We start from the raw sequence: 25,517 nt of genomic DNA, 5'->3' as shown, positions 1-25,517 counted from the left end.
CGTCGTCATGAGTCAGCCACAACAGACCTGCCAGCGGCCCGACTGCGGCGGGACGTACGAGGACGTGGGCGGCGGCGAGCTGTACTGCGACACCTGCGGCCTCGCCCCGGTCGTCTCGGCGACCGGCATGGTGGGCTCGCCGCCCACCGGGGTGACGGCCGGCGGCAAGGACTCGCGCGGCTCGGCGGGCAGCGGCAGCTCCCGCTCCACCGGCCGCGGCAGTTCGCGTACGTCGTCGCAGTCGTCGAAGTCCCGGCGCTCGGTGTCGGGACGGCTGTCGCGCTCACTGTCGGGCCGTTCCACGAGCCGCTCGGTGTCGGTGCGCAGCTCCGGCTCGACCGCCGGCTCCAGCGGCCGCGGCCGGCTCGGCGTCGGCCTGGTCCAGGTCCCGGACGTGCCGCGGCCCGACCCGCGCGCGATGGTGCTGGAGAACCCGGAGGTGCCCGAGCGCAAGCGGTTCTGCTCCCGCTCGGACTGCGGGGCGCCGGTGGGCCGGGCGCGCGGCGACCGGCCGGGCCGCACGGAGGGCTTCTGCACGAAGTGCGGTCACCCGTATTCCTTCGTCCCGAAGCTGAGGGCCGGCGACATCGTGCACGGCCAGTACGAGGTCGTGGGCTGTCTGGCGCACGGCGGCCTCGGCTGGATCTACCTCGCCGTGGACCGCGCGGTCTCCGACCGCTGGGTGGTGCTCAAGGGCCTGCTCGACACCGGCGACCAGGACGCGATGGCGGCGGCGATCTCCGAGCGGCGCTTCCTCGCGGAGATCGAGCACGCCAACATCGTGCGGATCTACAACTTCGTCGAGCACCTCGACCAGCGCACGGGCTCGCTCGACGGCTACATCGTGATGGAGTACGTCGGCGGCAAGTCGCTGAAGGAGATCGCCAACGGCCGCCGTACGCCCACCGGGAAGCGTGACCCGCTCCCCGTCGAGCAGGCGTGCGCGTACGGCATCGAGGCGCTGGAGGCCCTCGGCCACCTGCACAGCCGCAACCTGCTGTACTGCGACTTCAAGGTCGACAACGCCATCCAGACCGAGGACCAGCTCAAGCTGATCGACATGGGCGCGGTGCGCAGGATGGACGACGACGAGTCGGCCATCTACGGCACGGTGGGCTACCAGGCGCCGGAGGTCGCGGAGGTCGGCCCGTCGGTGGCGTCCGACCTGTACACCGTCGCGCGCACCCTGGCCGTCCTGGCCTTCGACTTCCAGGGCTACACGAACGTCTACGTCGACTCGCTGCCCGACCCCGACAACATCGAGGTCTTCCGCCAGTACGAGTCCTTCTACCGCCTCCTGGTCCGCGCCACCGACCCCGACCCGGCCCGCCGCTTCGCCTCCGCGCAGGAGATGACGGAGCAACTGACCGGCGTGCTGCGGGAGGTCGTGTCCCTGCAGACGGGTCGGGCCAGGCCGTCGCTGTCGACCCTGTTCGGCCCCGAGGTGCGGGTCACGGACACGGAGCTGTTCCCGAAGGCGGCCGGCGAGGTGTCGCGGTTGGGGGCGCGGGTCGTGCGTACCCAGAAGCAGCTCTCCCTCCCTGTGGCCAACCCGCCTGCTGTTTCCGCCGGCATCGTCAAGGTCGTCGACGCCGCCGTCGCCGCCCTCACGCTTCCGGTCCCCCGGGTCGACCCCTCCGACCCCAACGCCGGTTTCCTGGCGGGCCTGATGACCACCGCGCCCGCCGAGTTGCTCGGCGCTCTCGCCGCCGCTGCGGCGCCGTCGACCGAGACGCGGCTGCGGCAGGTGCGGGCCTGGCTGGAGAACGGCGACTCGGGCACCGCGCACGAGGCCCTGCTGAAGCTGGAGGACGAGCGGCCCGACGACTGGCGGGTCGTCTGGTACCGCGGCGTGGCCGCGCTCGTCACCGGCGACCACGAGGGCGCCGCGCTCGCCTTCGACGCGATCTACGACGCCTTCCCCGGCGAGATGGCCCCCAAGCTGGCCCTCGGCCTGTGCGCGGAGGTGCTGGGCCAGCTGGACAACGCCGCCGAGTACTACCGCCTGGTGTGGTCGACCGATCCGAGCTATGTGAGCGCCGCCTTCGGTCTCGCCCGCGTCCAGCTGGCGGCCGGCGACCGCCGTAGCGCCGTACGGACACTGGAGTCGGTTCCGGAGAGCTCCATTCACTACACGGCCGCACGCGTGGCGGCCGTCCGCGCCCGGCTGCGTGGGCGCACGGCGCTCGCCGCTGACGTACCGTTTCTTGACGACCTGACCGCGGCCGCGGGCCAGGTCGAGGCGCTGGACGCGTACGGTCTGGACCCGGCGCGCCGGGAGCAGTTGTCGGCGGAAGTCCTCGGCTGCGCGCTGGACTGGATACTCTCCGGTGGCCAGGGTTCCGCCCCTCCCGCCGCCACCGGAGGACGGACGCTGCTCGGCAGCGGCCTGGACGAGCGGGGACTGCGTTTCGGCCTGGAACGTTCGTACCGCACGCTGGCCCGGCTCGCACAGGGCGGCGAGGAGAGGATCGACCTGGTGGAACGTGCAAACCGTTACCGCCCCCGGACGTGGGTGTAGTTGATGTCGCAGATGCCCCAACTGTCCGCCTGCCCGAGCTGTGAATGGCCGCTCGAGTCGGGTGACCGTTTCTGCGGTGCGTGCGGATACGACCTGTCCGCCGTACCCGTACGGCCGGACGACAACCCGACCATCGTCATGAACGGCTCGGCGCCGCACCCCGCCACGGGCGCGCCCGGCACGGACTGGCCCGGCGCCGCCACGCCGGTCGGCTCCGGCGGACACGAACTGCCCCCGGGCACGCCCCCGCTCCCCCCGTCACCGCCGCACGCCGCACCGATGCCGCCGGCGGCGAGCGGTCCCGACGTGTCGCCCGGCGCCCCGGCCTCCGCCGACCCCGGCCTCCCGGGCGGCTTCCCGGCCCCCGGCCACCACGCACCACCCGGCTTCTCCACCGTCCCGGCCCCGGGCAGCCACGGCGCGCCGGCCGGCCCGGGGACGCCGCCCGCTCCCCACGGCCCGCCCGCCCCGACCGGCTCCCCCGACTCCCCGGCCTCCGGCGTCCGTTTCGACCGTCCTCCCGAGCCCGAGGAGTACCCCTTGCAGGCGCCCGATCCGCGCGTCGTCACCGACCTGCCGACCCCGCCCGAGGGCACCAAGGTGTGCGTGGCCTGCCGTGCGGGCCGCGTCGACCACGACGGGTACTGCGAGAACTGCGGTCACGCCCAGCCGCGCGAACGCGACCACATGGAGCTGGACGCCGGTCCGGTGGCCGCCGTCAGCGACCGCGGTCTGCGCCACCACCGCAACGAGGACGCGTTCACCGTGGCCTGCACCGCGCTGCCCGACGGCCGGCCCGCGGTCCTGGCGATCGTCTGCGACGGAGTGTCCTCGGCGACCCGCCCTGACGACGCGTCGATGGCCGCCTCCCGGACGGCGAGCGAGTCACTGCTGGCCGCCCTGCCGCGCGGCACGCACCCGCAGCAGGCCATGCACGACGCGATCGTCGCCGCCGCGAACGCGGTCAACGCGCTGGCCGCCGAGCCGGCCACGGTCCGCGAGCAGGGCCCGCACCAGAACGCCCCCGCCTGCACGATCGTCGGCTCCGTGGTGACGCCCGAGCTGCTGATCGTCGGCTGGGTCGGCGACAGCCGCGCCTACTGGGTCCCGGTGGACCGCAGCACACCCCCGGCCCGGCTCACCGAGGACGACTCCTGGGCCGCGCAGATGGTCGCCGCCGGCCTGATGAACGAGGCCGAGGCATACGCCGACGAGCGCGCCCACGCGATCACGGGCTGGCTCGGCGCGGACGCCTACGAACTGGAGCCGCACACCGCTTCCTTCAAGCCGGACCGTCCGGGTGTGGTGGTGGTGTGCACGGACGGGCTGTGGAACTACGCGGAGGCGGCCGACGACATGGCCGAGGTCGTGCCCCTCGACGCCGCCGCGCGCCCCCTGCACAGCGCCCAGGTGCTCGTCGGTCACGCCCTCGACGGCGGGGGCCACGACAACGTAACAGTGGCCGTCCTGCCGTTCCCGGCACCGCCGATGGGGGCAGGATCGGCCTGAGGCCGCACCGCGGGGACAGCCTGGACGAACGGCCTCATCGGACCGGAGGGGACCGGTCCGCCGACAGCCATGGCCCCACCACGGGGTTCTTTAGGGGGATTTGAGAACACATGGCCAATTTCTCGAAGTCGAACGTGCCGCAGTTCTCGGTGGACGTGTACCAGAACGAGTACCTGCCGGAGGGCGGTCGCGAGGTCAACGCGATCGTCACGGTGACCTCGACCGGCGGCGGCACGGTCGGGAGCGCGGTCGCCGCGCCCCACCTCTACTCGCCGGGGCAGGGCCCGTCCGCGGCGGTGGCGATCATGGTCGACTGCTCGGGTTCGATGGACTACCCGCCGACCAAGATGCGCAACGCCCGCGACGCCACGGCCGCCGCGATCGACACCCTGCGCGACGGCGTGCACTTCGCGGTGGTCGGCGGCACGCACGTGGCCAAGGAGGTCTATCCCGGCGGCGGCCGCCTGGCCGTGGCCGACGCCACCACCCGCGACCAGGCCAAGCAGGCCCTGCGCAGGCTCAGCGCGTGCGGCGGCACGGCCATCGGCACCTGGCTGCGCCTCGCCGACCGCCTGCTGTCCTCGGCCGACGTCGCCATCCGGCACGGCATCCTGCTCACCGACGGCCGCAATGAACACGAGTCGCCCGAGGACCTCAGGTCCGCGCTCGACGCCTGTGCCGGACGCTTCACCTGTGACGCCCGCGGCGTGGGTACGGACTGGGAAGTGAAAGAAGTCACAGCAATCGCCTCCGCCCTGCTCGGCAGCGCCGACATCGTCGCCGACCCGGCCGGTCTCGCCGCCGACTTCACGCGGATGATGGAGACGGCGATGGGCAAGGAGGTCGCGGACGTCGCGCTGCGCGTGTGGACGCCGGTCGGCACGACCATCAAGTTCGTCAAGCAAGTCGCGCCGACCGTCGAGGAGTTGACCGACCGCCGCACGGAGGCCGGCCCTCGCGCCGGGGACTACCCCACCGGCTCCTGGGGCGACGAGTCCCGCGACTACCACGTATGCGTCGAGGTTCCCGCCGCCGACCTCGGCCGGGAGATGCTCGCCGCCCGGGTCTCCCTGGTCATCCCGCAACCTGACGGCACCGCGCAGAACTTGGGCGCCCAGGGGCTCGTACGGGCCGTATGGACCGACGACATGGTCGCCTCGACGTCGATCAACCCCCAGGTTGCCCACTACACGGGCCAAGCTGAACTGGCACAAGCCATCCAGCAAGGTCTTGATCTACGCAAAGCGGGGGATATGGATGGAGCAACGGCCAAATTGGGCCGCGCCGTTCAGCTCGCCAGCGCCTCCGGAAACGCGGATACGGCGAAACTCCTTGCGAAGGTGGTGGACGTGGTCGATGCCGCGGCAGGTACTGTGCGACTGAAGGCGAAGGTCGCGGAGGCCGATGAGATGACTCTCGAGACACGGTCGACAAAGACTGTTCGTGTAAAGAAGTGACCGAGTAGCGCCCTAGTAGCGCCCTAGTAGCGCCCTAGTAGTGCCCTAGTAGCGCCCTAGTAGTGCCCTAGCAGGACCCTGAAAAGCAGCGAGCCTGACCCCTTGGGGTTGGAGAAAATCCGGTCGAACCGGCCGGAAAGGAGAGGGGGAAGCGCCGACATGCCGACCTGCCCGAACGGACACCAGTCGGGTTCCGACGACTGGTGCGAGGTCTGCGGTCACCGCATGGCCGGTGCCGTACCTCCACCCCCTCCGCCGCCGCCCCCGCCCGGCGGTGGCTACGGCTTCCCGCCACCCGGCGGCCCGTTCGGTGGCCCGAACGGCGGCCCGCCGCCCACGTCCGCCGTACCGGAGCCGGAGCTCTGCCCGCAGTGCCGTACCCCGCGTGAGGGCGGTGCGCCGTTCTGCGAGGAGTGCCGGTGGAACTTCCTGACCAACACGGCGACGTCGTACACGCCCGCCGCCCCGCGCACCCAGGCGCCCGGCGGCCCGGGCCTGCCCTCCCACTTCCAGCAGCAGTCGGCGCCGCCACCGTCGTTCGGCGGCGGTGACTCGTACGAGTACCAGGGCTCGCGCCCGTCCCAGGTGAACCGCCCGGCGGAACCGATCCCGCCGTTCGGCGCGGAGCCGCAGGGGCCGGGTGGCCATGGCGGTCCGGGTGGCCATGGCGGTCCGGGTGGCCATGGCAGTCCGGGTGGTCCGGGTAATCCTGGCGGCCCTGGTCCCGGTGGGTCCGGCGGTCCCGGCGGCCCCGGTCCTGGCCCTGGCCCGGGCGGCTTCGGCGCGGGTCCCGGCGGTCCGGGCAACCCCAACCCCGGCGGCCCTGGTGGCCCTGGCGGCTTCGGCTCAGGCCCCGGCAACCCCAACCCCGGTGGGCCCGGTGGGCCCGGCGGCCCTGGCGGCTTCGGCCCAGGCCCCGGCGGTCCGGGCAACCCCAACCCCGGCGGCCCTGGTGGCCCCGGCGGCTTCGGCGGTGACCCCTCGCGGCCCGTTCCACCGCCACCCGGCCCCACCCCGTCCGGCGGTCCCGGCGCGATCAGTGGTGCTCCGCAGGCGTTCCAGCAGCCCGGGCAGGCAGGCCCCGGCGGCCCGCCCGCCCCGCCCGGCTTCCCGCAGGAGACCCACCGTCCTCCGCAGCAGGGCGGCCCGTCCTTCGGTGGCGGTGACGACTGGGTGATCTCGCCGCCGTCGTCGGGCCCCGGTGGCCCTGGCGGTCCCGGTGGTCCCGGCGGCCCCGGCGGCCCCGCTCAGGGCGGCTACGGCTACCCGCAGCCCGGCTCGCCCCAGGCCCCGCCGCCCCCCGGCCCGGGTTACCCGCAGCAGCCGACGACGCCGACGACCTGGTCGGCGACCATCGGTCCGGACCGCGAGTACTTCATGGCGATGATGCAGCGCTCCGGCCCCGAGGCCGCGGGCCTGAACCTGCCCGCGTACTCGCCCGAGCAGCAGCGCGCCCTCACCGGCAACCAGGTCACCATCGGCCGCCGCCGCCACTCCACCGGCGACACCCCGGACATCGACCTGTCGGTGCCGCCGGAGGACCCGGGCGTCTCGCACCAGCACGCGGTCCTGGTCCAGCAGCCGGACGGCACCTGGGCTGTCGTCGACCAGAACTCGACGAACGGCACGACGGTGAACGGCTCCGAGGACCCGATCCAGCCCTTCGTGCCGGTACCGCTGCAGGACGGCGACCGGGTGCACGTCGGGGCGTGGACGACGATCACGATCCGACGCGGCTAGGTCTTCTCGATACCAGGAGGGGGCGGTCGTACGGCGAGCAAGTGCCGTACGACCGCCCCCTCCCGGTGTTTCAGCCGGGCAGTGCCCATGCGTACGGCCCCTCCGGATCGTCCAGCCACGCCCACTCGTGCTCGCCGCTCACGGTGATCCCGTACCGCTCCCTCTGCGGCTGCCCCTCGCGTTCCCACAGCGCGTACGCCTCCTGCGGATCGAGGCTGCCGCGGGTCAGGGCCAGCAGGAAGCGGAACAGCTCGTGCTCCCTGGCCCGGCGGGGCAGCCCGCCCACGTGAGCGGGCTCCGTTTCGGACAGGGTCCCGCCGCGCAGCGGCACGAAGTAGGCGGGTGTGTACAGGAAGCGCCCCTCGGCGTGCTCGGCGTCGTGCACGACGAGGGCGACCAGGCCGGTGGCGAGCGGAGTCAGGATGCGGGCGCCGGGGCGGCACTGGGCGAGCCAGGCGCGGGGGATCGACCGCAGGGTGCAGGTCGCGATGATCCGGTCGAAGGGGGCGCGTTCGGGTACGCCGCGGGCGCCGTCGCCGGTGACGACGACGGGGTGGTACCCGGCGGCGGCCAGGTGCTGCCGGGCCGACTCGGTGATCTCCGGCTCCAGGTCGACGGTGGTGACGAGGTCGTCGTCGCCGAGCCGGTGGGCGAGCAGGGCGGCGTTGTAGCCCGTGCCCGCGCCGATCTCCAGGACTCTGTTGCCGTCCTCCACCTCCAGCGCGACCAGCATCATCGCCATCAGCGACGGCTGACTGCTGGAGGAGAGCAGCTCGCCGTCGCGCAGCCGGGTGGCCAGCGGGGTGTCGAGGTACGCCCCGCGCCCCCAGCGCTCCCGCGCGGCCGGGTCGGGGCTCTGACCCCAGCGACGCTCGTAGCCGCCGGCGACGCCGACGTAGTAGTACGGCACGAACACATGCCGCGGAACGGCGGCGAAGACCTCCCGCCACACCGGGTCCTCGGCCCACGCCCCGCTCGCCTCGATCTCGCCGACCAGTGCGGCCCGCGCCGAGGCGGCGACGTCGGCGAGCTCCGCTGCCTCCCTGCCGAGCTCCTGCGCGCTCATACGTCCACTGTGCTGCGGCGGGCGGCACGAGGCGAGTGCCGCGGCCTGAATCCATGGCTCGGTGGGGGTGGTCCTAGGCCTTGAGTCCTCGGCCGCCCGGTCTGAGACCATGGGTGACGTACTGCATTTCCCGGGGGACAACCCCGGACCCCCGGCAGAACAGATTCGGGCGGACCGGAACGACACATGCGAGGCAGCCCACAGTGACCGAGATTCGGCGCGGCACGCTTCAGGAGCAGACCTTCTACGAGCAGGTCGGCGGGGAGGAGACCTTCCGCCGACTCGTCCACCGTTTCTACGAGGGTGTCGCCGAGGACCCGCTCCTGCGGCCCATGTACCCCGAGGAGGACCTGGGCCCGGCCGAGGAGCGCCTGACCCTGTTCCTGATCCAGTACTGGGGCGGCCCGACGACGTACAGCGAGAACCGCGGCCACCCCCGGCTGCGGATGCGCCACGCCCCCTTCACCGTCGACCGCGCGGCCCACGACGCCTGGCTGAAGCACATGCGGGTCGCCGTCGACGAGCTCGGCCTCTCCGAGGAGCACGAGCGGACGCTGTGGAACTACCTGACGTACGCGGCGGCGTCGATGGTGAACACGGCGGGCTGATCCTGCCGTATCGGCGTAGCAGCCGGAGCGCTCGTACGGCCGGGCTCAGCGGACGCTGACGTCCAGCGCCCCGAGCCCCGCCCTGCGTACGGCGATCGACCCGTACGGCGTGCGCAGCCGCAGCCACGCGCCCGACGAGAACAGCGCCAGGTGCGCCGCGTCGGGCGCCTGCGTGCCGCCTCGTACGCGCAGGAAGCCCAGCGACTGGGCCGCGTGCAGGGCCCGTACCGGAAGCCGGGTGTCCCCGACCGTCCGGGACCAGATCTCGCGCCCGATCCGGTCGAGTTCGGCCCGGGTACGCTGCTCGGGCGCCAACTCCTGCGTACGGGACCGGAATTCGGCGACCGCCGCGCCGACCATGGCCTGCAGCTCGCCCGGCGCCGGCAGTGCCGCCTCGCGCCGCCAGCCACCGCGCGGCGGCAGCACGCCGGCCCACGGCGGGCCGGTCACCGCGGCCGGGACGACGGCCGTGCCGGCCGCCTCGTCGACGGACTCCAGCAGCTCGCCCGCGGACACGGTCACGTCCAGCGTGACGTCGAGCCCGTTCTCGTACGGCTTCGCCAGTCGCACCGCGCGGATCGCCAGCACCTCGAAGGACGGCGGCCGCCCGAAGACGGCGAGCGCGGTGCCGGCCGCCTGCAGACGCACCGCGGCGGAACGGTCGTAGTGGAGCAGCCGGGAGAGGAAGGCCGCGAGATCCGCCGCCTCCCCCTCGTCGGCGAGGTGGAGCACCGTCATGCGGCGACGGCCTCCTCCTCGCTGTCGTCCCGGTACTCCCGCAGGAACTCCCGCTCCTCCGTGGTGAGCCTGCGCGGGCGCTGCGCCTCGAAGTCGAACGGCACAATCACCGTCGACGCGCACACATAGACGAGATCGTCGTCCTTCACCTCGTAGGTGATGGTGAAGGACGCCGCTCTGATCTCCGTGACCCACAGCTCGATGTCCACGGGGGTGTGCCGGTGGACGAGCTGCCGCTTGTAGTCGATCTCATGGCGCGCCACCACGGACCCCTGCTTGAAGTCCTTCTCCGGGCGGAACAGGAAATCGATACGGGCTTCCTCCAGGTAGCGGAGGAAGACCACGTTGTTGACGTGGCCGTACGCGTCCATGTCCGCCCAGCGCAGCGGGCAGCGGTAGATGTGCCGCAAGATCGATCAGCCCCGGGTCAGCTTCTTGTAGGTGGCGCGGTGCGGACGCGCGGCGTCCGGTCCGAGCCGCTCGATCTTGTTCTTCTCGTACGACTCGAAGTTGCCCTCGAACCAGAACCACTTGGAGTCACCCTCGTAGGCGAGGATGTGGGTGGCGACCCGGTCGAGGAACCACCGGTCGTGGGAGACGACCACGGCCGCGCCCGGGAACTCGAGCAGCGCGTTCTCCAGGGAGCCCAGCGTCTCGACGTCGAGGTCGTTCGTCGGCTCGTCGAGGAGCAGCAGGTTGCCGCCCTGCTTGAGGGTGAGGGCGAGGTTGAGACGGTTGCGCTCACCACCGGAAAGCACACCGGCCGGCTTCTGCTGGTCGGGGCCCTTGAAGCCGAAGGCGGAGACGTAGGCCCGCGACGGCATCTCGACCTGACCCACATTGATGTAGTCGAGCTCGTCGGAGACGACCGCCCACAGGGTCTTCTTCGGGTCGATGTTCGCGCGGCTCTGGTCGACGTACGAGATCTTGACGGTCTCGCCGACCTTGATCTCGCCGGAGTCGGGCGTCTCCAGACCCTGGATCATCTTGAAGAGGGTGGTCTTGCCGGCGCCGTTGGGGCCGATGACACCCACGATGCCGTTGCGCGGCAGCGTGAAGCTGAGGTCGTCGATGAGGACCTTGTCGCCGAAGCCCTTGGTGAGGTTGGAGACCTCGACGACGATGTTGCCGAGCCGCGGGCCCGGCGGGATCTGGATCTCCTCGAAGTCCAGCTTCCGCATCTTGTCGGCCTCGGCCGCCATCTCCTCGTAGCGGGCCAGACGCGCCTTGGACTTGGCCTGCCGCCCCTTGGCGTTCGACCGCACCCACTCCAGCTCTTCCTTGAGCCGCTTGGCGCGCTTGGCGTCCTTCTGACCCTCGACCTTGAGACGGGTCTGCTTGGTCTCCAGGTACTTGGAGTAGTTGCCCTCGTAGCCATGCAGCCGACCGCGGTCGACCTCGCAGATCCAGCCGGCGACGTTGTCGAGGAAGTACCGGTCGTGGGTCACGGCCACGATGGTGCCCTCGTACTTGGCGAGGTGCTGCTCCAGCCAGTTCACCGACTCGGCGTCGAGGTGGTTGGTGGGCTCGTCGAGAAGCAGCAGGTCGGGGGCCTCCAGCAGCAGCTTGCACAGCGCGACGCGGCGCCTCTCACCACCGGAGAGGTTGGTGACGGCCCAGTCGCCGGGCGGGCACCCGAGCGCGTCCATGGCCTGCTCCAGCTGGGCGTCGAGGTCCCAGGCGTTGGCGTGGTCGAGCTCCTCCTGGAGCTTGCCCATCTCGTCGAGCAGCGCGTCGGAGTAGTCGGTCGCCATCAGCTCGGCGATCTCGTTGAAGCGGTCGAGCTTGCCCTTGACCTCGGCGACACCCTCCTGGACGTTCTCCAGGACGGTCTTGTCCTCGCTCAGCGGCGGCTCCTGCAGCAGGATGCCGACGGTGTACCCCGGCGACAGGAAGGCATCGCCGTTCGACGGCTGCTCCAGCCCCGCCATGATCTTCAGAATGGTCGACTTACCGGCACCGTTCGGGCCGACCACACCGATCTTCGCGCCGGGCAGGAAGTTCAGCGAGACGTCGTCAAGGATGACCTTGTCGCCGATTGCCTTACGCGTCTTGCGCATGGTGTAGATGTACTCAGCCAAGAGAAACCGTCCGGCAGCTTGAAATCAGGCAGTGGGCAGATACACCCCATCTTGCCGTACCGCCACCCCTGGGTGGAAACGCGTATGACCGGCGGGCTCTGACCTGGGGATTCGCTGCCTGTGGGGCCTACGCCACGGCAGTCACCCGGCCGCGACCGGCCGGTACCGCACGTTCACCCCGGCCGAGCGGTCGTCGCCGTTGAGCAGCTCCAGCTGTACGGGGAAGCCGCCGGGGTTGTCGAACAGCCGGATCCCGTCGCCGAGGAGCACCGGCGCGATGTGCAGGTCGATCTCGTCGATCAGTCCGCGGTCGAGGAGCCGGCGGCCGATGGTGGGCGAGAACACTTCGCGGTTCTTGCCGCCGGCCGCCTCCAGCCCGATCCGGACGGCGTCGGCCACATGGCAGCTCAAGAACGTCACGCCCTCGGCGGGCTGCGCGTCGTCACCTTGCCGTCCGCGGTCTGTCGTTCCGTGTCGGCGACTCGGCGGGCCGGGTGTGGTGTCGATTCGCTGCGGGCTGTCTGCGGTGGGCATGATCAATCCCTCGGGGCGGGCTTCGAGCGACCGTCGTGCCCATGGACCCGCGGCTTCCGAAACTCATCGAGATCGATGACACACCCACCGCCGGCTCGGCTGCGACGGCCTTGCCGTCACCCCGCTCTGAATCTTGCTGTCCTGCAGGCCGGCTGCCGAGAGCCGCGGAGTCGGTCAGCTGCGGCGGTCAGGTGAGTCGGTCAGCCGACCCGGGCCGCGATGGTGCGCGCACACGCCAAGGACTCGGTGTGCGTCGTGTCCACCTCCACGTCGTAGGCGACGCCCTCGTGAACCACCTCCGCCTGCAGCGCGGCCATCCCCGGGACCCGGTCTCCCCGTGCGATCTCACGGCCCGCGGCGACCGCGCTCTCGCACCTGACGCCGACCCACAGCACGGTCAGTCCGCCGAGAGTCTTCTCCCAGCGCTGCCGGGACGCCGCGCCGCCGAGGAAGACGTCGTCGACGATGATCCTGGCGCCTGCGCGGGCCATCGCCGCGATGCCCTCCATCCAGGCCGCCTGCAGCGCCATGAAGTCCGCTCCGACGCTCACGCCGCCGTCGGCAGCGAACGCGATCCCCGCGTCCGAGGCCTGCATCTTCGCGGGCAGGGCGTCGACGAACGAGTCGACCCCGAACGCCGGCCACGGATCCGGCAGTACGGCCTGCAGGCACCGTACGATCCCGGACTTCCCCGAGCTGGAACCACCGTTGAGGATGATCACCTGAGTCGCCACCGCTCCACAGTAGGGCGCATACCGCTCGGCACGAAGCGAATTTCGGCAGGCGCTCGGGAGCCTGCGCGACAGGCGGCTTCGAGGGGGCCTGGGCCACGGCGGCCCGCGCCCCCTCCGCGAGTTGCCTCGCGCTCATTCGCTGCCGCGCCGATGCTCAGCCCTGCGTCCGCGCTTCCTTCTTCCGTACGAGGACCAGAGCCGCGCCGCCGATCAGGACCAGGCCGATGGCGATGCCCGCGATCAGGGGGGTCATGGCGGAGCCACCGGTCGCGGCGAGGTTGGTGTCGTCGGACGTGGTGCCGACCGTGGCGGGGCTCGGCTCACTGACGGTCTGGGTGACGGCGCCCGCCTGGTCGGCCTCGGTCGCCTGCGTCATGCAGTCCAGCACACCGGTGAAGCGCTGCTCGAAGCCGGCCGGGCCCTGGATGGTGAAGTCGTAGGCCTGGTCCTCCTGGAGCGGAACCGTCACCGTCCGCGATTCACCCGCCGGGATGCTGTACTCGATCCCGAGCAGCTCGAAGGTGAAGGCCTCGTCGCCCTTGTTGGCCGCGGTGATGTCGACACCGCCCTTGGCGCAGTTCTCCGCCGCGGACAGTGCGGGTATCGCACCGGTCCCCGCCCAGGTCGCGCTCGCCGTCGCCGAGACGGTCGACTCGCTGGAGCCGGCCAGGATCTGCGTCTGGCTGCGGCTCTCCGCGGCGAAGGCCCGCCCCACCGGCACGGTCGTCGAGGCCTGCACGGTCAGCTCGGCCTGGCCGTCCGCGGCCTTCTCGGGCACCTCGAAGAACACCTGACCGCCGTCGGCCGCGGAGGTGACGGCCTTGCCGTCCTTGTCCACGATCCGCACCCCGCTGGTGGCGGCGTCCGCGGGCGGCGTCACCGTGACGCTGCCGGCGTTGGTGTGCACTGTCACCGGACCGAGCCGCTCGCCGGGGTGGCCGGAGACCGCGGGCGGGTCGAGCGTCAGCGACGCCTGGGGCTCGGCCACGGCGCGTGCGCTGTGCTCCAGGTAGTCCGCGAGCTTCTCGGCCTGCGGGTCGGCGGCGTCGACGTCCACGCCGTCGGAGTAGCGCCAGATGGCCACCTGGGTGCCGGCCGCCGCGTCCTGCTCGGTGAGGCCGCCCTCGACGCCCGCCTTGCCGGCGAGTGCCGCGAGGTCGTTCACCTGCGGGTAGGAGTTCTGCAGGATCCAGCGGATCCTGCCCGCGTCCTTGTTGGCGCCCAGCGAGGTGCCGCCCCAGGACGTCTCGTGATACTTGGCGTCGCGCTGCGTGGGGTTGTGGATGTCGACGCAGTACGTCTGCAGGGTGCCGCCGCCGTCGACGGACATCTCGAACAGGCCCGCCGAGATCTCCTGGTCGCCGGAGTCGGCGTGGACGACCGCCGCGCCGTATGTCTTCAGGCCGCCTATGGTGGCGGTCGCCCCGCCCTGGCTCCGCGCCGTCGCGTCGGCCGCTGCCGTGCCCGCGCCGGCCATCACCGAGGCGGCGACGAGGCCGGACACCAGGGTCGAGGCGGCGAGGCGGGCAGCCGTCCCTCGTCCGCGCACCGACAGCGCGGAGAACGCAGAAAACACAGAATTCCCCTTCGAGCAGGACCCGTTGACGTGGGGGATAAGGTCCCACCAGCAGAATCAGAAGCCCCTAGAGCTATGTCCGGCATCCTAGGGACGCGCCGCACCACGCTTCCCTGTGATCCCGTCGGAGGGCCGATCCGACTCGGAATCGTTATCGCCAAGATCCGTTCCGAGCAGGGCTTATCGACAAATCCACCGGGGCCGTTCGGAACGCATTCGTCGATAAGCCGCAGTTCGGTCAGCTTCGGCGCCGACGGCCGCGCGTGACTGACGTCACGTCACTGCCGCTGGTTCCGGGGTCTGTTGGGCTTCACCCTCCGAGGGTTGCGTCTCCCAGTCGGGCTCGGGGCGGTCCGGTGCGGCGGCGGCTCCCGCCTCCGGCCTGGGGGTGCGCCGGAAGGCCGAGGTGCCGCGGGCGAGGTCGTGGCCGATCGCCACCGCGTCGATGTCGGCCGAGGTCCAGCTCTGCCCCTCGCGTACGTCCGAACGCACCTTCAGCCTGCCCTGCACCACGACGGGATCGCCCACGTTCAGCGACCCGGCGGCATTGGTGGCGAGCTGCCGATTGGCCCACACCGTGAAGAAGTTGGTGTGCCCGTCGGTCCACTCGTTCTTCCCGCGGTCCAGGTAGCGCGCGGTCACCGCCAGCCGGAAGCGCGCGGACGGTCCCGTCGCCAGTTCCCGGTACACGGGCTGTGTCGCCACGTTGCCCACCGCGCAGACGATCGTCTCGTTCATCTCGAACCCCTCCCTCACCCGGCCGCGCCGGCCGGGCGGATACACGTACGGGCCCGTCCCGTACGGCTGCGTCCGATGTGACGGCCGCGCACCCCGGGCACGTCCCCGGGACGTCTCTCGTACGTCCCCGATACGTCCCCGGTACGTCCCTGCGCCGCCGTCACCGCGATCGACCGCTTCCGTCGCGATCGCCGCGAAGCCAGACTGCCTCCGCCGGGCCGAGCCCGCTGAGCCCTGTGGATCACCGCCCGCCTGTGGATATCTCGGCCACCCGAACGAGTGAGCCACCGGCCCGTGCCCGAGGTCGCCCGGGGCCCGAGCCACCGCGCCCTCAGTTCACCTCGCCGTTGGCCTCGTCGTTCACCTCGTCGCGACCCCCGCCCCCATCACGCGCCCGTACTGCTCCCGAACCTCCCGATAGCGCAACAGCTCCGCCGCCACCGGATCCAGCACCCGGGCCCGCCCGCACCCGGCCGCCGCCTCCCGCAATCGCCGCTCCGCCTCCAAGCCGTACCGCCGTGCCGGTCCCCGTGCCGCGATCCGGCACCCCCACTCGACGAGCGGACCGCCGACGATGCCGGCCACCATCAACAGCACCGGCACGCCCAGGTTGGGCGCCATGACCCCGATGATCTGCCCCACCAGCCAGAGTCCGCCGATGACCTGAAGGATCGTCATGGCGGCCTGCACCAGGACCGCCGCCGGCCACCAGCCCGGCCGCGGCGGCCGCCCCGGCGGCAGTCCGGCCCGCGCGGCCAGGTCGTCCAGCGCCTCGGGCAGCCCCTGGGCCCCCCGTACGGCCGCCTCGCGGACCGCCTGCGCCCAGGCCGTGGGCAGCCCGGCCGACGCGTGGTCGGCGACCGTCCGCACCGCCTGTTCGACGCGCTGGCGCGCGGTGGCCTCCTCGTCCGTCTGACCGCGCAGGGTCAGGCGTCCCGTCGGGGCTTCGCCCCGGTCCTGGTACCAGCGCCACAGCCGCAGCCAGGGCGTCCCGCACGCGCGGTTGGCGTTGCGCAGCCATGCCCGCTCGGCGGCCTCGCCCGCGGCCGTGGCACCGATCGCGTCCGCGAGCCGGGCGGAGAACTCGTCCCGCGCCTCCTCGGTGAGCCCCGTCCGCCGACGCGCCGCGTACGCCGGCCGCAGCCGCCACCCCGCGGCGTCCACGTCGGCCGAGATCCGGCGCGCCGCGGCCCCGCGCTCCGCCACGAACTGGCCGAGCGCCTCGCGCAGGTCACCGACGCCGTCCCCGGTGAGCGCGGACAGCGCCAGCACGGTCGCGCCCGGTTCGCCGTGCTCGCCCAGCGCGATGCCGTCCTCGTCCAGCAGCCGCCGCAGGTCGTCGAGGACCTGGTCGGTGGCCTCCCCGGGCAGCCGGTCGGTCTGGTTCAGGACGACAAACATGATCTCGGCGTGCCCCGCCATGGGCCGCAGATAGCGCTCATGCAGCATGGCGTCGGCGTACTTCTCGGGGTCGACCACCCAGATGACCGCGTCGACGAGCGCCAGGACGCGGTCGACCTGCTCGCGGTGCTGTACGGCCGCCGAGTCGTGGTCGGGCAGGTCGACCAGGACGAGCCCGCGCAGCTGCCCGTCCGCGGTCGCGTTCTGTGCCGGGCGCCGCCGCAGTCGTGGCGGGATGCCGAGCCGGTCGATGAGGCCGGCCGCGCCGTCGCTCCAGCTGCACGCGAGGGGCGCGGCGGTCGTCGGACGCCGTACGCCCGTCTCCGAGATGGTCACTCCGGCGAGCGCGTTGAAGAGCTGCGACTTGCCGCTGCCGGTGGCGCCGGCGATGGCGACGACGGTGTGCTGACCGGAGAGCCTGCGCCGCGAGGCCGCCTCGTCGAGCACCTTGCCCGCCTCGGCGAGCGTCTTGCTGTCGAGCCGGGTGCGGGAGAGCCCGACCAGTTCACGCAGCGCGTCGAGCCGGGACCGCAGCGCCCCGTCGTACGCGAGCGGCGTCACGACCGGCGAGCCGACGGCCCGGGGCTCCACGACGGCGGGCGGCTCGGAGGCGGCGGTCTCGTTCACCCGCCGCGCGATGAGCCCGTCGTCCCAGGGGGCCGCGGATTCCGTACCGGAAGGGGTGTCCGTGCGCGAGGAGGGCTCCGTGCGCGAGGGGGACTCCGTACGGGAGGGCTCCGCGCGAGACGAGGACTCCGCACGCGAGGAGGGCTCCTTGCGCGATGAGGGCTGCGGACGCGAGGAGGGTTCCGTACGAGAGGAGGGTGGCTGCGGACGCGAGGAGGGCGGCGTACGGGACGAGGACGGCTCCTTGCGTGACGAGGGCGGCGTACGACGTGAGGCGTCACCGGCCTCCTGGCCGCCGGCGTCGCGGCCGCCCACGCGCGCGTCGGTGTCACCGTCCCCCACGCGCGCGTGGTCGCCGTCCGGCCGGCCCTCCGCGCGGCCCTCTCCAGGGAGGCCGCGTTCGGAAGGACTCTCTGCGCCGCAAGCGTCCGCGGCGTCGCATGCGCCCGCCGTATCGGAAGCGCCCCCTGAAGAGACGTTCACAGGGATGTCCACAGGGGCGCCTTCAGGGACATGTGCAGGGACGTCGGTTGCGCGTTCGTCGTCCATGGTGACGCCGTCCTCCCGCTGATCGACGTGCTCCGTGTGGTCCTGGTCAGTGACGGCAGTCACCGGTCACCTCTCCTTCAGCAGTACGGACAGCGCGGCGATGAGCTCGGCCTGGGGGTCCGGATGGATCTCCAGGGCGTCGAGGGGAGCGAGCCGGCGCTCGCGTTCGTTGTGCATGACCCGGTCCAGGTGCTCGGCGAGCAGCCGCCCGGCCCGGTCGCGCAGCCGCAGCGCCCCGTGCGCCCCGATCCGCTCGGCGAGCCCCTCCCCCGCGGACCGGGCCCGGCGGGCGCCCAGCAGCGCGGTGGCGACGAGGGCGGTGACGACCTCGGAGTCGGGGACGACGCTGCGGTCGTGGACGCTCACCTCGTCCTCGGCGTACTCCTCGAGCTCCCGCCGCCATCGCCGTACGGCCAGCCCGATGCGGTGCTCGACACTCTCCGGCCTCGGGTCACGGTTGGCCAGTTCGGGGGCGGCGGCGGCCGGTTCGCGCCGCCAGGCGTCGTCGACGCGCTCGTCGGCGGCGGTGACGGCGCACAGCAGGAGGGTGCTCAGGCTGTCCACCAGCGAGTCGAGGAGCTCCCCGGCGGAGCAGTCGAGCGGGAAGGCGCGCCAGCGCTTCAGGGCGTCCCCGGCGAGTACGGCGCCGGCCTGCAGCCGGCTCCGCACGCGCGCGTACTCGCTGTCGTACGCGCTGTCCACGGCGGCGGTGAGCCGCAGCGCGGCCGCGTACTGGGCGGCGGCGGCACTGGCGAGCTCGGGCATGCGGGCCTTGAGGGAGTCGAGAAGCCCGTATGCCGTACGGGCCACGACGTGCTCCCGGGCCGCCGGGTCCTGGGCCTGCTGGATGAGCCAGGTGCGCAGCGCCGCCACCGCGCTGGCCGGCAGCAGTCCGCCTCCCCAGGCCGACTCGGGCAGCTCGGGCACGGTGAAGCGGGGTACCTCGCCGAGGCCGGCCTTGGTGAGGAGCGCGCCGTACTGCCGCGACACCTCGGACACGACCTGATGAGGAACCCTGTCGAGAACGGTCACCAGGGTGGCGTCGTACTCCTTGGCGGTGCGCAGCAGGTGCCAGGGGACGGCGTCGGCGTACCGCGCGGCCGTGGTGACCATGACCCAGATGTCGGCCGCGCAGATCAGTTCCGCGGCGAGGGCGCGGTTGTCGGCGAGCAGGGAGTCGATGTCGGGCGCGTCGAGGAGGGCGAGCCCGGCCGGCAGCGTGTCGGCGGTCTCGACGCGCAGCACGCGCGCGCCGTCCTCGCCGGGCAGCATCAGTTCCTCCGCCGGCTCGTGCTCGGGCTTCCACACGCGTGTGAGGTCGGGCAGTACGCGCATCCCGCTGAACCAGTGATGGTCCTCCGGATGGCAGACGAGCACCGGATTTCGCGTCGTCGGCCGCAGCACGCCCGCCTCGGTCACGCGTCTGCCCACGAGGGAGTTGACGAGCGTCGATTTCCCGGCCCCGGTGGATCCTCCCACCACGGCCAGCAAGGGCGCTTCGGGCTCTCTCAGGCGGGGCACCAAATAGTCGTCGAGCTGCGCGAGCAGTTCGTCGCGGTTGGCACGCGCGCGTGGGGCCCCCGCCAGGGGCAGCGGGAAGCGTGCGGCAGCGACACGGTCGCGCAGGGCGGAGAGTGCGTCGAGCAGCTGAGGCCGTACGTCCAAGGTCACCACATGCGAAGAATGCCCAATTTTAGGGGAATTCTGAAGCATATGAGCATGTCTGCGCGCCGACAGGACACAAGGGACGGAAGGGGCGACTGGGACACAGGCACAGTCCAGGCATAACGAGTGCACAACACCCGGGGCGCAGGAGGCCAAAAGCGGTGCGCGATTCGCACCTGCCTGCGATTATCAGGACCGCTTCACCGAACCTCCACATCGAGCCACGGAGGCGAAGCAACTGGGACATGGACGCGGGAGCCCTATCCTTGTCCCCGGCATCGTCACGGGTCAGCCCACACCCCGGGCACCACGACCGAGGCCACCACAACCGGCCCCCGTAGCTCAGTGGATAGAGCAGGCGCCTTCTAAGCGCTTGGCCGCAGGTTCGAGTCCTGCCGGGGGCGCCCATGCTCCGCCCTCCCATCGGGAGGGCGTTTTTGCTGGTCAGAGGCCGTTTACCGGGCTCGGCGGAGCGGCTTCGCGAATGCGGATGAACCCCTGGCGAAGTCGGCGGGTGGGGCTCATGGCAGCGCACCAGCTCACTCTCTCCGGGGGGCGGGCCTCGCCCGGTGTGCGCCAGGCTGAGACGCAATGATCCTCACGGGTCCCGAGATCACCGCCCCGTCGGCGACATCGGTTCCCACGGCCAGTGGACGCTGATGCTCACGCCCATCCGCCCTCTGCGCGTCTACGCGGGGATGAGGATCGGGCAGATCATGTTCTTCGCCTCCGCCGGCCCCGTCGCGCTGTACCGCGGCAGGCGCGTGGGCGGGATGGTTACGACCGCACGACGACGGCGGCGAGGGGCGCCGCGAGAATCCGGTGTCCCCGCCGAACGCGGCACCTCGTCCTCTCAAGCATCCTCTCAATCGTCCTCTCACCGTAAGTCGTGCGCCTCCGCACCGGCTGCGCTCGCCGGCGGTGCCGGACTCGATACCTCTCGGTAAAGTGCCTGCTCACGTGCCTGCTCACGAGCGCGCCCCTGGGCCTCGGAGCGGCGTAGAGTGAAGCGGACGGGAGCACTTCGCACACCGGCCGCCACGTCGGTGTCGTTCCCGGCGAGCAACAACACCGACCTCCAGGAGGAGGCCGGGGACAGGTCCGCGTCATGACCGCGACCATCGAACCTACGATCGTCAAAGAGCGCCTGCCTTCGGCGTCGGCCAGGCTGTCCCTGGCCCCGGCCGGCTCGGTTCCAGGTCTCCTGGACGGTGCCTGGTGGCCCCGCTCCCGTGATCTCCTCCGGGAGATCCCCACTCTGACGAACGCGCTGGACGCGTGCTGGGGCCGGATCACCCACGTCACCGTGAACCCGGCCCACTGGCCCGTCATCCCGCGCAAGCTCCCCGGCACAGGGCACACGGTGCATTCAGGGCACACGGTGCATGTCGGCTGGTTCGCCGACGAGCAGGACCCGAACAAAGTGATCCTCCTCTCCAGCACGGTGGGCCGCCTGGACCTGCTGGTGATCCCTCCGGAGACGGAGCCGGCCGCCGCCGCCCGGCTGATGGCAGCAGCAACCGTCCCAGGAGGTATCCGCACCGCCAGCGGTCTGATGGCCGACGAGGCCATCGGCCACGACGCGGCGGAGGCTCGGAGCCGGGAAGAGGAATGGGGGACCGACGGCGGAGCCAGTCGCTTCGGCGGCCGGAGCCGCGATCGGGAATCTTGAGTTCCGCCCTGAGGAGGTGAGGACGTGGAGACAGCCGTCACCGTCGCCGTGATCATCTTCGTGATCATCGCGGGAATGTTCCTGATCCACCGGCTCAACGCGCAGCATGACGAAAGGATCGGGGCGTTCCGCTACAGCGACGCCCTACCGGGAATCGGTCGGCGAACCCGTAAGAGTTCACATGCGACCGCACCGAAGGCTCCTCCTGCCGACACCACACGCCGTGAACATCGCGAGGGGAGCCGCTGATGACGCAGACCTGCTTCCAGCCGGGGTGGGCATGGGGCGACGGCCGTCGCACCCACTGACACGTCGCCCCTGATGCACGTGGCCCTGCATGAGCAAGGGGTCACCACGAATTCCCGGAAACTGCCGTCGGCCGGGCACGCGGAGGTTCGTATCGTCGCCGCGGACCCGGAGGCGGCTCGCCATGTCGTGGAGCTTCTCCGCCGTTGTTTCGCCGCCACCGAAGCGCGCAGCAACCCCGCAGGCGCTGGTGGCGGAACACGCCTCCACCTCACCGTGGACACCACGCGCATGGCGGAGCCGGTGCGCTCCTGGCTGCTGACCAGCCAGTCCTCCCGGGACGATCACACACAGCCGGACGAAATCCGAGGAGACGACCCTCAGCGGGGGAAGGTGGATACCGCCCGGACGTCCGGGTTTCCGTCAGTGCCGGCACGAGAGGCAGGCGACCATGGCGACACTGCACGAGCGGCAGCATTACCGCGAGGCGATCATGAAGAGCCTGTACGAGGCCATGGAAGGCAATCGCCTCCTCGGCCTCACCGGGGCGCAGTTGCGCGAGGACCTGGCCATGCCCGAGGAGGACCTGGCCGCCGCCTGCACGTACTTGGCGGCCGAGGGACTGATCCAGGTCGACTGGGCGAGAGGAAACACACCCGCGATGGTCACGCTGAAGCACAAGGGGATCCAGTTCATGGAGACCGAGGAGAAGGACAGCGACTGACACGGCACGGGCCGCCCTCAGGGCTCCGGCCGGTCACGTGACAGCCATTTTCTCCCATGCGACCGATATGACTGAAATGATGCCCCGGCATACCCTGGTGAGTGGGTCCGCGCACTCTCACGTGCAACGACCCGGAAGGGCGGCCCCGGTGTGTATACGCCGGGGCCGTTGCGTCACCGGTACATGCCACCTGGAGAAGGCGTGATCCACTCGGCCGATCTCCGCGAGTGACGCAACTGCGTCGTCGTTGACCGACCGCCCCCTCTGCGTGGGATGTCACCGCCGTCTCTTGGCGCAGTGCCCGACATCGCTCACATGCCACTTGCCTGAGCGAGGTCGGGCATTCGCCGTTAGCGTGAAGGAAAAGGAAGGGGCACGACAGGCTGCCTGTGGCGTCGGAAAGTGGTGACCGAAGATGACGGATACCGGACTGCCGAACCGGCCCGAGACCCCTCGCGCGGGATCATTGGGCGAGCGCGGCGGGAAGAGTGCGGGGGTGCCGCACGGAAGCGATCCGGGGTCGCGCGGCCATACGACCATCGCCGATGGTGTGGTGGCGAAGATCGCCGGGCTGGCGGCCCGGGATGTGCCGGGCGTCCATGCGATGGGCGGTGGGTTCGCCCGTGGCATGGGGGCCATGCGTGAACGTGTGCCCGGTGCCGGCGGGAAGTCCGTCACCAGCGGGGTGAAGGTCGAGGTCGGCGAGGTACAGACCGCGGTCGACCTGGAGCTCGTCGTCGAGTACGGCGTCTCCATCATGGAGGTCGCGGGCGACGTCAGGGAGAACGTGATCGCTGCCATCGAGCGGATGACCGGTCTGGAAGTTGTCGAGGTCAACATCGCGGTCGGCGATGTGCATTTGTTCGACGAGGACGAGGACAAGGACGAGGAACGACCAGAACGGCGGCTCGAGTAATCGCTTGCCGGAGCCAAAGCGAGCGAGGAGCGCGCGATGGGTATATGGCCGCGGTTGGCGGCGGTGAGACGAGCCGCTGCTCGGAGGACGACCGCCGACAGAAGTGAGCCGACGTCCAGGAGCGGTCCGTTCGGCCTCTTCGGGGAGTAGCGTGAATGCATCGGGAGCATTTCGCACACCGGCTCCGATGCCGGTGTCGTTCCCAGTGAGCAACGACACCGGGCAGCTGCACTCGCGCAGAGGTCCGGAGACAGGTTCGCGCGATGTCCGCGACCGCCTCTCCTCCCCCGCTACGGGCCGTTCCCTTCAGGACCCCGACCGCGCGCCTCGCGCTGAAATCCGTGAGTCCTTCACCAGGGCACGTGGAGTTGGACGGCGCCTGGTGGCCTCGGTCACGTGACCTGACACACGAACTCTCCGCTCTGGCGGACGTACTGGATCCGCTGTGGGGACGGATCACCCATATCGCCGTCAACCCGCGCTACTGGCCGACACTCCCGCGCGAGATCCTCGTCAACGGCCATGTGGTGGAGGTCGGTTGGTTCACGTCGGAGCAGGATCCGCACAAGATCCTGCTCCTGTCTTACACCGCGGGCCGCTGGGACCTCCTGGTGATCCCGCCGGAGACGGGCGCCCCCTCGGCCGCCCGGCTGATGGCCGCCGCGAGCGCGAACACCGGCCCGCCGACGACCGCGACCGCCCTCGTGGCGGCGGCACAGGCCGGCGAAACCTCCTCGTCGTGCGAGGCCACCACCCGCCGGCCCGGCCGACTGGTGGTGGGGATGTGACGGTCGTCGTCGCCGAACCCGGCCGTCGGTGCCCTGATGAATTCGCCGGGCAGTCCGTGGTGGGCGGGATCAGTCGTGGCCACTTGCCGCGGCCGCCATGAGCGGTTCCGCGGCTTCCTCGGTCGTATCCGGAGGCAGGACCAGCAGGTCCCAGCGCCCCCGGCCGGGGGCGAGCAGGACGATCGTGTGCGGGGCGGATGCCGCCACGGTCCTGCGCAGTCGTACGACCTGGTTGAAGACGAGCATCCGGCCGGGCACCGCGGACCACGTCGCCCCGTGGACGGTGACGCTGGTGATGTGGCCCCAGGCGCGCGGCAATCCAGCCAGCAGCTGGGGGAGTTCGGCGAGCAGGTCGTGCGAACGGGGCCACCACGCTCCGTCGATGAGCCGGGGCATGCCGCTGCGGGATGCGAGACGCAGCCGGAGGACGGGGCGGGAGGGAGGCGGGGACTGCAGTGCGGTGGCCATGAAGACTCCTGCCAACTGCCTTGAGGATTGAGTGGTCGACGTCAGGCGCGACGGGCCGCGACCCGGTCCGCAGTGGGCCAGCGCACGTCGTGCACCCAGCCGAGGCGTTCGAGGAGGCGGATCACGGCGGCGGAGGGGTCGAGCTGGCCGCGGTCGACGCCGTGGCGCGCGCTGGTGGGGTCGGCGTGGTGGAGGTTGTGCCAGCTCTCGCCGAACGAGAGCAGGGCGAGGGGCCACAGGTTGGTGGCCCGGTCGTGGCGCCGGGTACGGAACGGGCGGTCACCGATCATGTGGCAGAGGGAGTTCACGCTCCAGGTGACGTGGTGGAGCAGCGCGATGCGCACAAGTCCGGCCCACAGCAGGGCGGTTACGCCGTACAGCCACGTACCGCCGATGGCCCAGCCCACCACGAACGGCAGGGCGAGCGTGAGGAGGCACAGTGCCGGGAAGGCGCGCGCGACGGCCCGGATGTCGCGGTCGGCCAGCAGGTCGGGGGCATAGCGCTCCGGCGGCGTACGGTCGTTGCGGAACAGCCAACCGACGTGCGCGTGCAGCAGACCGCGCAACTGGCCGCGCAGATGCGTGCCGTAGCGGTACGGAGAGTGCGGGTCGCCGGGCCGGTCGGTGAAGGCGTGGTGGCGTCGGTGGGTGGCGACCCAGCCGATGACGTCACCCTGGAAACTCATCGATCCGGCCACCGCGAGCGCGATCCGCACGGGACGGACGGCCCGGTAGCCGCCGTGGGTGAGGCCGCGGTGGAAGCCGACCGTGACGCCGAGACCCGTGATCGTGTAGAGGACGAGCGCGAGCACGATGTCGGCGGGATGGATGAGACTGCCCCACAGCAGCCAGCCGGCGAGACCGATCGCCACGAACGGCAGGATGACGATCGCCGCGGTCACTGTGACGTACAGCCGGTCACTGCCGCTACGCGCGGGCGCCGGGCCGTCGGGCGGGAACGGGGACGTCCCGTCGTAGCCCTGGGGCGGCGGGGCGGGGTCCGACGGTGTGACCGTCGGGGACGTGGTGGGACTGAGTCGCATACGTGACTCCTCGGCCTGGATGCGGATGGCGCGGCCGGGGTCACGGGCTGCCCATGGGATGGGGTCGCGAGGAGGGGGCCGGACACCGGCCACGAAGAGCCTCGCTTTCTCCACCG

The 25,517-nt window shown here is 71.6% G+C and carries 22 protein-coding genes, 1 tRNA gene and 2 pseudogenes; 13 read left to right on the top strand and 12 right to left on the bottom strand.

From position 1 onward, the window contains the following. Positions 1-7 precede the first annotated feature (7 nt). The 4 genes from QQM39_RS29890 to QQM39_RS29875 all read left to right on the top strand — a co-directional run bounded on the left by QQM39_RS29890 (position 8) and on the right by QQM39_RS29875 (position 7,227). Positions 8-2,521 (top strand): serine/threonine-protein kinase, encoded by a 2,514-nt coding sequence (locus QQM39_RS29890; RefSeq protein WP_302000652.1) that lies wholly within the window; start codon positions 8-10, stop codon positions 2,519-2,521. Between the two features lie 3 nt (positions 2,522-2,524). Next, a complete protein-coding gene (locus QQM39_RS29885; protein ID WP_302000651.1) occupies positions 2,525-4,030 on the top strand; it encodes a PP2C family serine/threonine-protein phosphatase in 1,506 nt (501 codons plus the stop codon). 110 nt (positions 4,031-4,140) lie between these two features. Continuing rightward, on the top strand, positions 4,141-5,487 hold the full coding sequence (locus tag QQM39_RS29880; protein WP_302000650.1) for a VWA domain-containing protein: 1,347 nt from the start codon (positions 4,141-4,143) through the stop codon (positions 5,485-5,487). Positions 5,488-5,646: 159 nt separating this feature from the next. Next, entirely contained in the window at positions 5,647-7,227 is a 1,581-nt protein-coding gene (locus QQM39_RS29875) for an FHA domain-containing protein (protein WP_302000649.1), read from the top strand. A 70-nt stretch (positions 7,228-7,297) separates the two neighbouring features. Here the strand turns inward: QQM39_RS29875 and QQM39_RS29870 are convergent, their stop codons facing one another. Further along, positions 7,298-8,293, bottom strand: a complete 996-nt coding sequence (locus tag QQM39_RS29870) for a methyltransferase domain-containing protein (protein WP_302000648.1) — start codon at positions 8,291-8,293, stop codon at positions 7,298-7,300. A 203-nt stretch (positions 8,294-8,496) separates the two neighbouring features. Here QQM39_RS29870 and QQM39_RS29865 point away from each other — a divergent pair, with 203 nt between their 5' ends. Continuing rightward, positions 8,497-8,901 carry a globin gene (locus QQM39_RS29865; RefSeq protein WP_031476728.1) on the top strand — a complete coding sequence of 135 codons (405 nt, stop codon included), beginning with the start codon at positions 8,497-8,499 and terminating at the stop codon, positions 8,899-8,901. 45 nt (positions 8,902-8,946) lie between these two features. Here QQM39_RS29865 and QQM39_RS29860 read toward each other — a convergent pair whose 3' ends face one another. The 9 genes from QQM39_RS29860 to QQM39_RS29820 all read right to left on the bottom strand — a co-directional run bounded on the left by QQM39_RS29860 (position 8,947) and on the right by QQM39_RS29820 (position 19,553). Next, complete coding sequence (locus tag QQM39_RS29860; RefSeq protein WP_302000647.1) at positions 8,947-9,639, bottom strand: hypothetical protein; 693 nt, start codon at positions 9,637-9,639, stop codon at positions 8,947-8,949. Next, the gene (locus QQM39_RS29855; protein WP_302000646.1) at positions 9,636-10,049 is read right to left on the bottom strand and encodes a thioesterase family protein; all 414 of its coding nucleotides are present in this window, start codon (positions 10,047-10,049) and stop codon (positions 9,636-9,638) included. Before QQM39_RS29855 ends, QQM39_RS29860 begins: the two co-directional genes overlap by 4 nt. A 6-nt stretch (positions 10,050-10,055) precedes the next feature. After that, positions 10,056-11,720, bottom strand: coding sequence for an energy-dependent translational throttle protein EttA (gene ettA / locus QQM39_RS29850; RefSeq protein ID WP_302000645.1), 1,665 nt, complete (start codon positions 11,718-11,720; stop codon positions 10,056-10,058). A gap of 141 nt (positions 11,721-11,861) precedes the next feature. Then, the gene (locus QQM39_RS29845; RefSeq protein ID WP_302000644.1) at positions 11,862-12,254 is read right to left on the bottom strand and encodes a dihydrofolate reductase family protein; all 393 of its coding nucleotides are present in this window, start codon (positions 12,252-12,254) and stop codon (positions 11,862-11,864) included. 200 nt (positions 12,255-12,454) lie between these two features. Further along, positions 12,455-12,988: a chloramphenicol phosphotransferase CPT gene (cpt, locus tag QQM39_RS29840; protein WP_302000643.1), complete on the bottom strand. Its 534-nt coding sequence runs from the start codon at positions 12,986-12,988 to the stop codon at positions 12,455-12,457. A 154-nt stretch (positions 12,989-13,142) separates the two neighbouring features. Further along, complete coding sequence (locus QQM39_RS29835) at positions 13,143-14,564, bottom strand: Cys-Gln thioester bond-forming surface protein (RefSeq protein WP_302000642.1); 1,422 nt, start codon at positions 14,562-14,564, stop codon at positions 13,143-13,145. A 273-nt stretch (positions 14,565-14,837) separates the two neighbouring features. Then, the gene (locus tag QQM39_RS29830; protein ID WP_302000641.1) at positions 14,838-15,302 is read right to left on the bottom strand and encodes a single-stranded DNA-binding protein; all 465 of its coding nucleotides are present in this window, start codon (positions 15,300-15,302) and stop codon (positions 14,838-14,840) included. 360 nt (positions 15,303-15,662) lie between these two features. After that, positions 15,663-17,942, bottom strand: coding sequence for a YfjP family GTPase (locus QQM39_RS29825; protein ID WP_302000640.1), 2,280 nt, complete (start codon positions 17,940-17,942; stop codon positions 15,663-15,665). Positions 17,943-17,945: 3 nt separating this feature from the next. Then, a complete protein-coding gene (locus QQM39_RS29820) occupies positions 17,946-19,553 on the bottom strand; it encodes a dynamin family protein (protein ID WP_302000639.1) in 1,608 nt (535 codons plus the stop codon). A gap of 322 nt (positions 19,554-19,875) precedes the next feature. Between QQM39_RS29820 and QQM39_RS29815 the strand changes: the two genes are divergently transcribed. The 8 genes and pseudogenes from QQM39_RS29815 (at position 19,876) to QQM39_RS29780 (ending at position 23,890) form a co-directional block, all read left to right on the top strand. Next, positions 19,876-19,948, top strand: a tRNA-Arg gene (locus tag QQM39_RS29815). A 216-nt stretch (positions 19,949-20,164) separates the two neighbouring features. Beyond that, positions 20,165-20,305 (top strand): annotated as a pseudogene (locus QQM39_RS29810) (dCTP deaminase); the annotation flags it as partial. Positions 20,306-20,652: 347 nt separating this feature from the next. Next, positions 20,653-21,216: a DUF5994 family protein gene (locus QQM39_RS29805; protein ID WP_302000638.1), complete on the top strand. Its 564-nt coding sequence runs from the start codon at positions 20,653-20,655 to the stop codon at positions 21,214-21,216. A gap of 24 nt (positions 21,217-21,240) precedes the next feature. Then, complete coding sequence (locus QQM39_RS29800) at positions 21,241-21,465, top strand: hypothetical protein (protein WP_302000637.1); 225 nt, start codon at positions 21,241-21,243, stop codon at positions 21,463-21,465. A 72-nt stretch (positions 21,466-21,537) separates the two neighbouring features. Beyond that, positions 21,538-21,807: pseudogene (locus QQM39_RS29795) on the top strand (hypothetical protein); the annotation flags it as partial. Between the two features lie 106 nt (positions 21,808-21,913). After that, a complete protein-coding gene (locus QQM39_RS29790; protein WP_302000636.1) occupies positions 21,914-22,186 on the top strand; it encodes a hypothetical protein in 273 nt (90 codons plus the stop codon). Between the two features lie 415 nt (positions 22,187-22,601). Beyond that, positions 22,602-23,102, top strand: a complete 501-nt coding sequence (locus QQM39_RS29785; protein WP_302000635.1) for an Asp23/Gls24 family envelope stress response protein — start codon at positions 22,602-22,604, stop codon at positions 23,100-23,102. 341 nt (positions 23,103-23,443) lie between these two features. After that, positions 23,444-23,890: a DUF5994 family protein gene (locus tag QQM39_RS29780; RefSeq protein WP_367669225.1), complete on the top strand. Its 447-nt coding sequence runs from the start codon at positions 23,444-23,446 to the stop codon at positions 23,888-23,890. A gap of 69 nt (positions 23,891-23,959) precedes the next feature. On the opposite strand, the gene QQM39_RS29775 is transcribed toward QQM39_RS29780, so the two are convergent. Further along, a complete protein-coding gene (locus tag QQM39_RS29775) occupies positions 23,960-24,358 on the bottom strand; it encodes a DUF5994 family protein (protein WP_302000634.1) in 399 nt (132 codons plus the stop codon). A 41-nt stretch (positions 24,359-24,399) separates the two neighbouring features. Beyond that, on the bottom strand, positions 24,400-25,401 hold the full coding sequence (locus QQM39_RS29770) for an acyl-CoA desaturase (RefSeq protein WP_302000633.1): 1,002 nt from the start codon (positions 25,399-25,401) through the stop codon (positions 24,400-24,402). Positions 25,402-25,517 lie beyond the last annotated feature (116 nt).

This window comes from Streptomyces sp. DT2A-34 (assembly GCF_030499515.1).
GTDB lineage: Bacteria > Actinomycetota > Actinomycetes > Streptomycetales > Streptomycetaceae > Streptomyces.
Note: the sequence above shows the minus strand (reverse complement) of the source record. Positions and strands in the feature narration are given on the sequence as shown.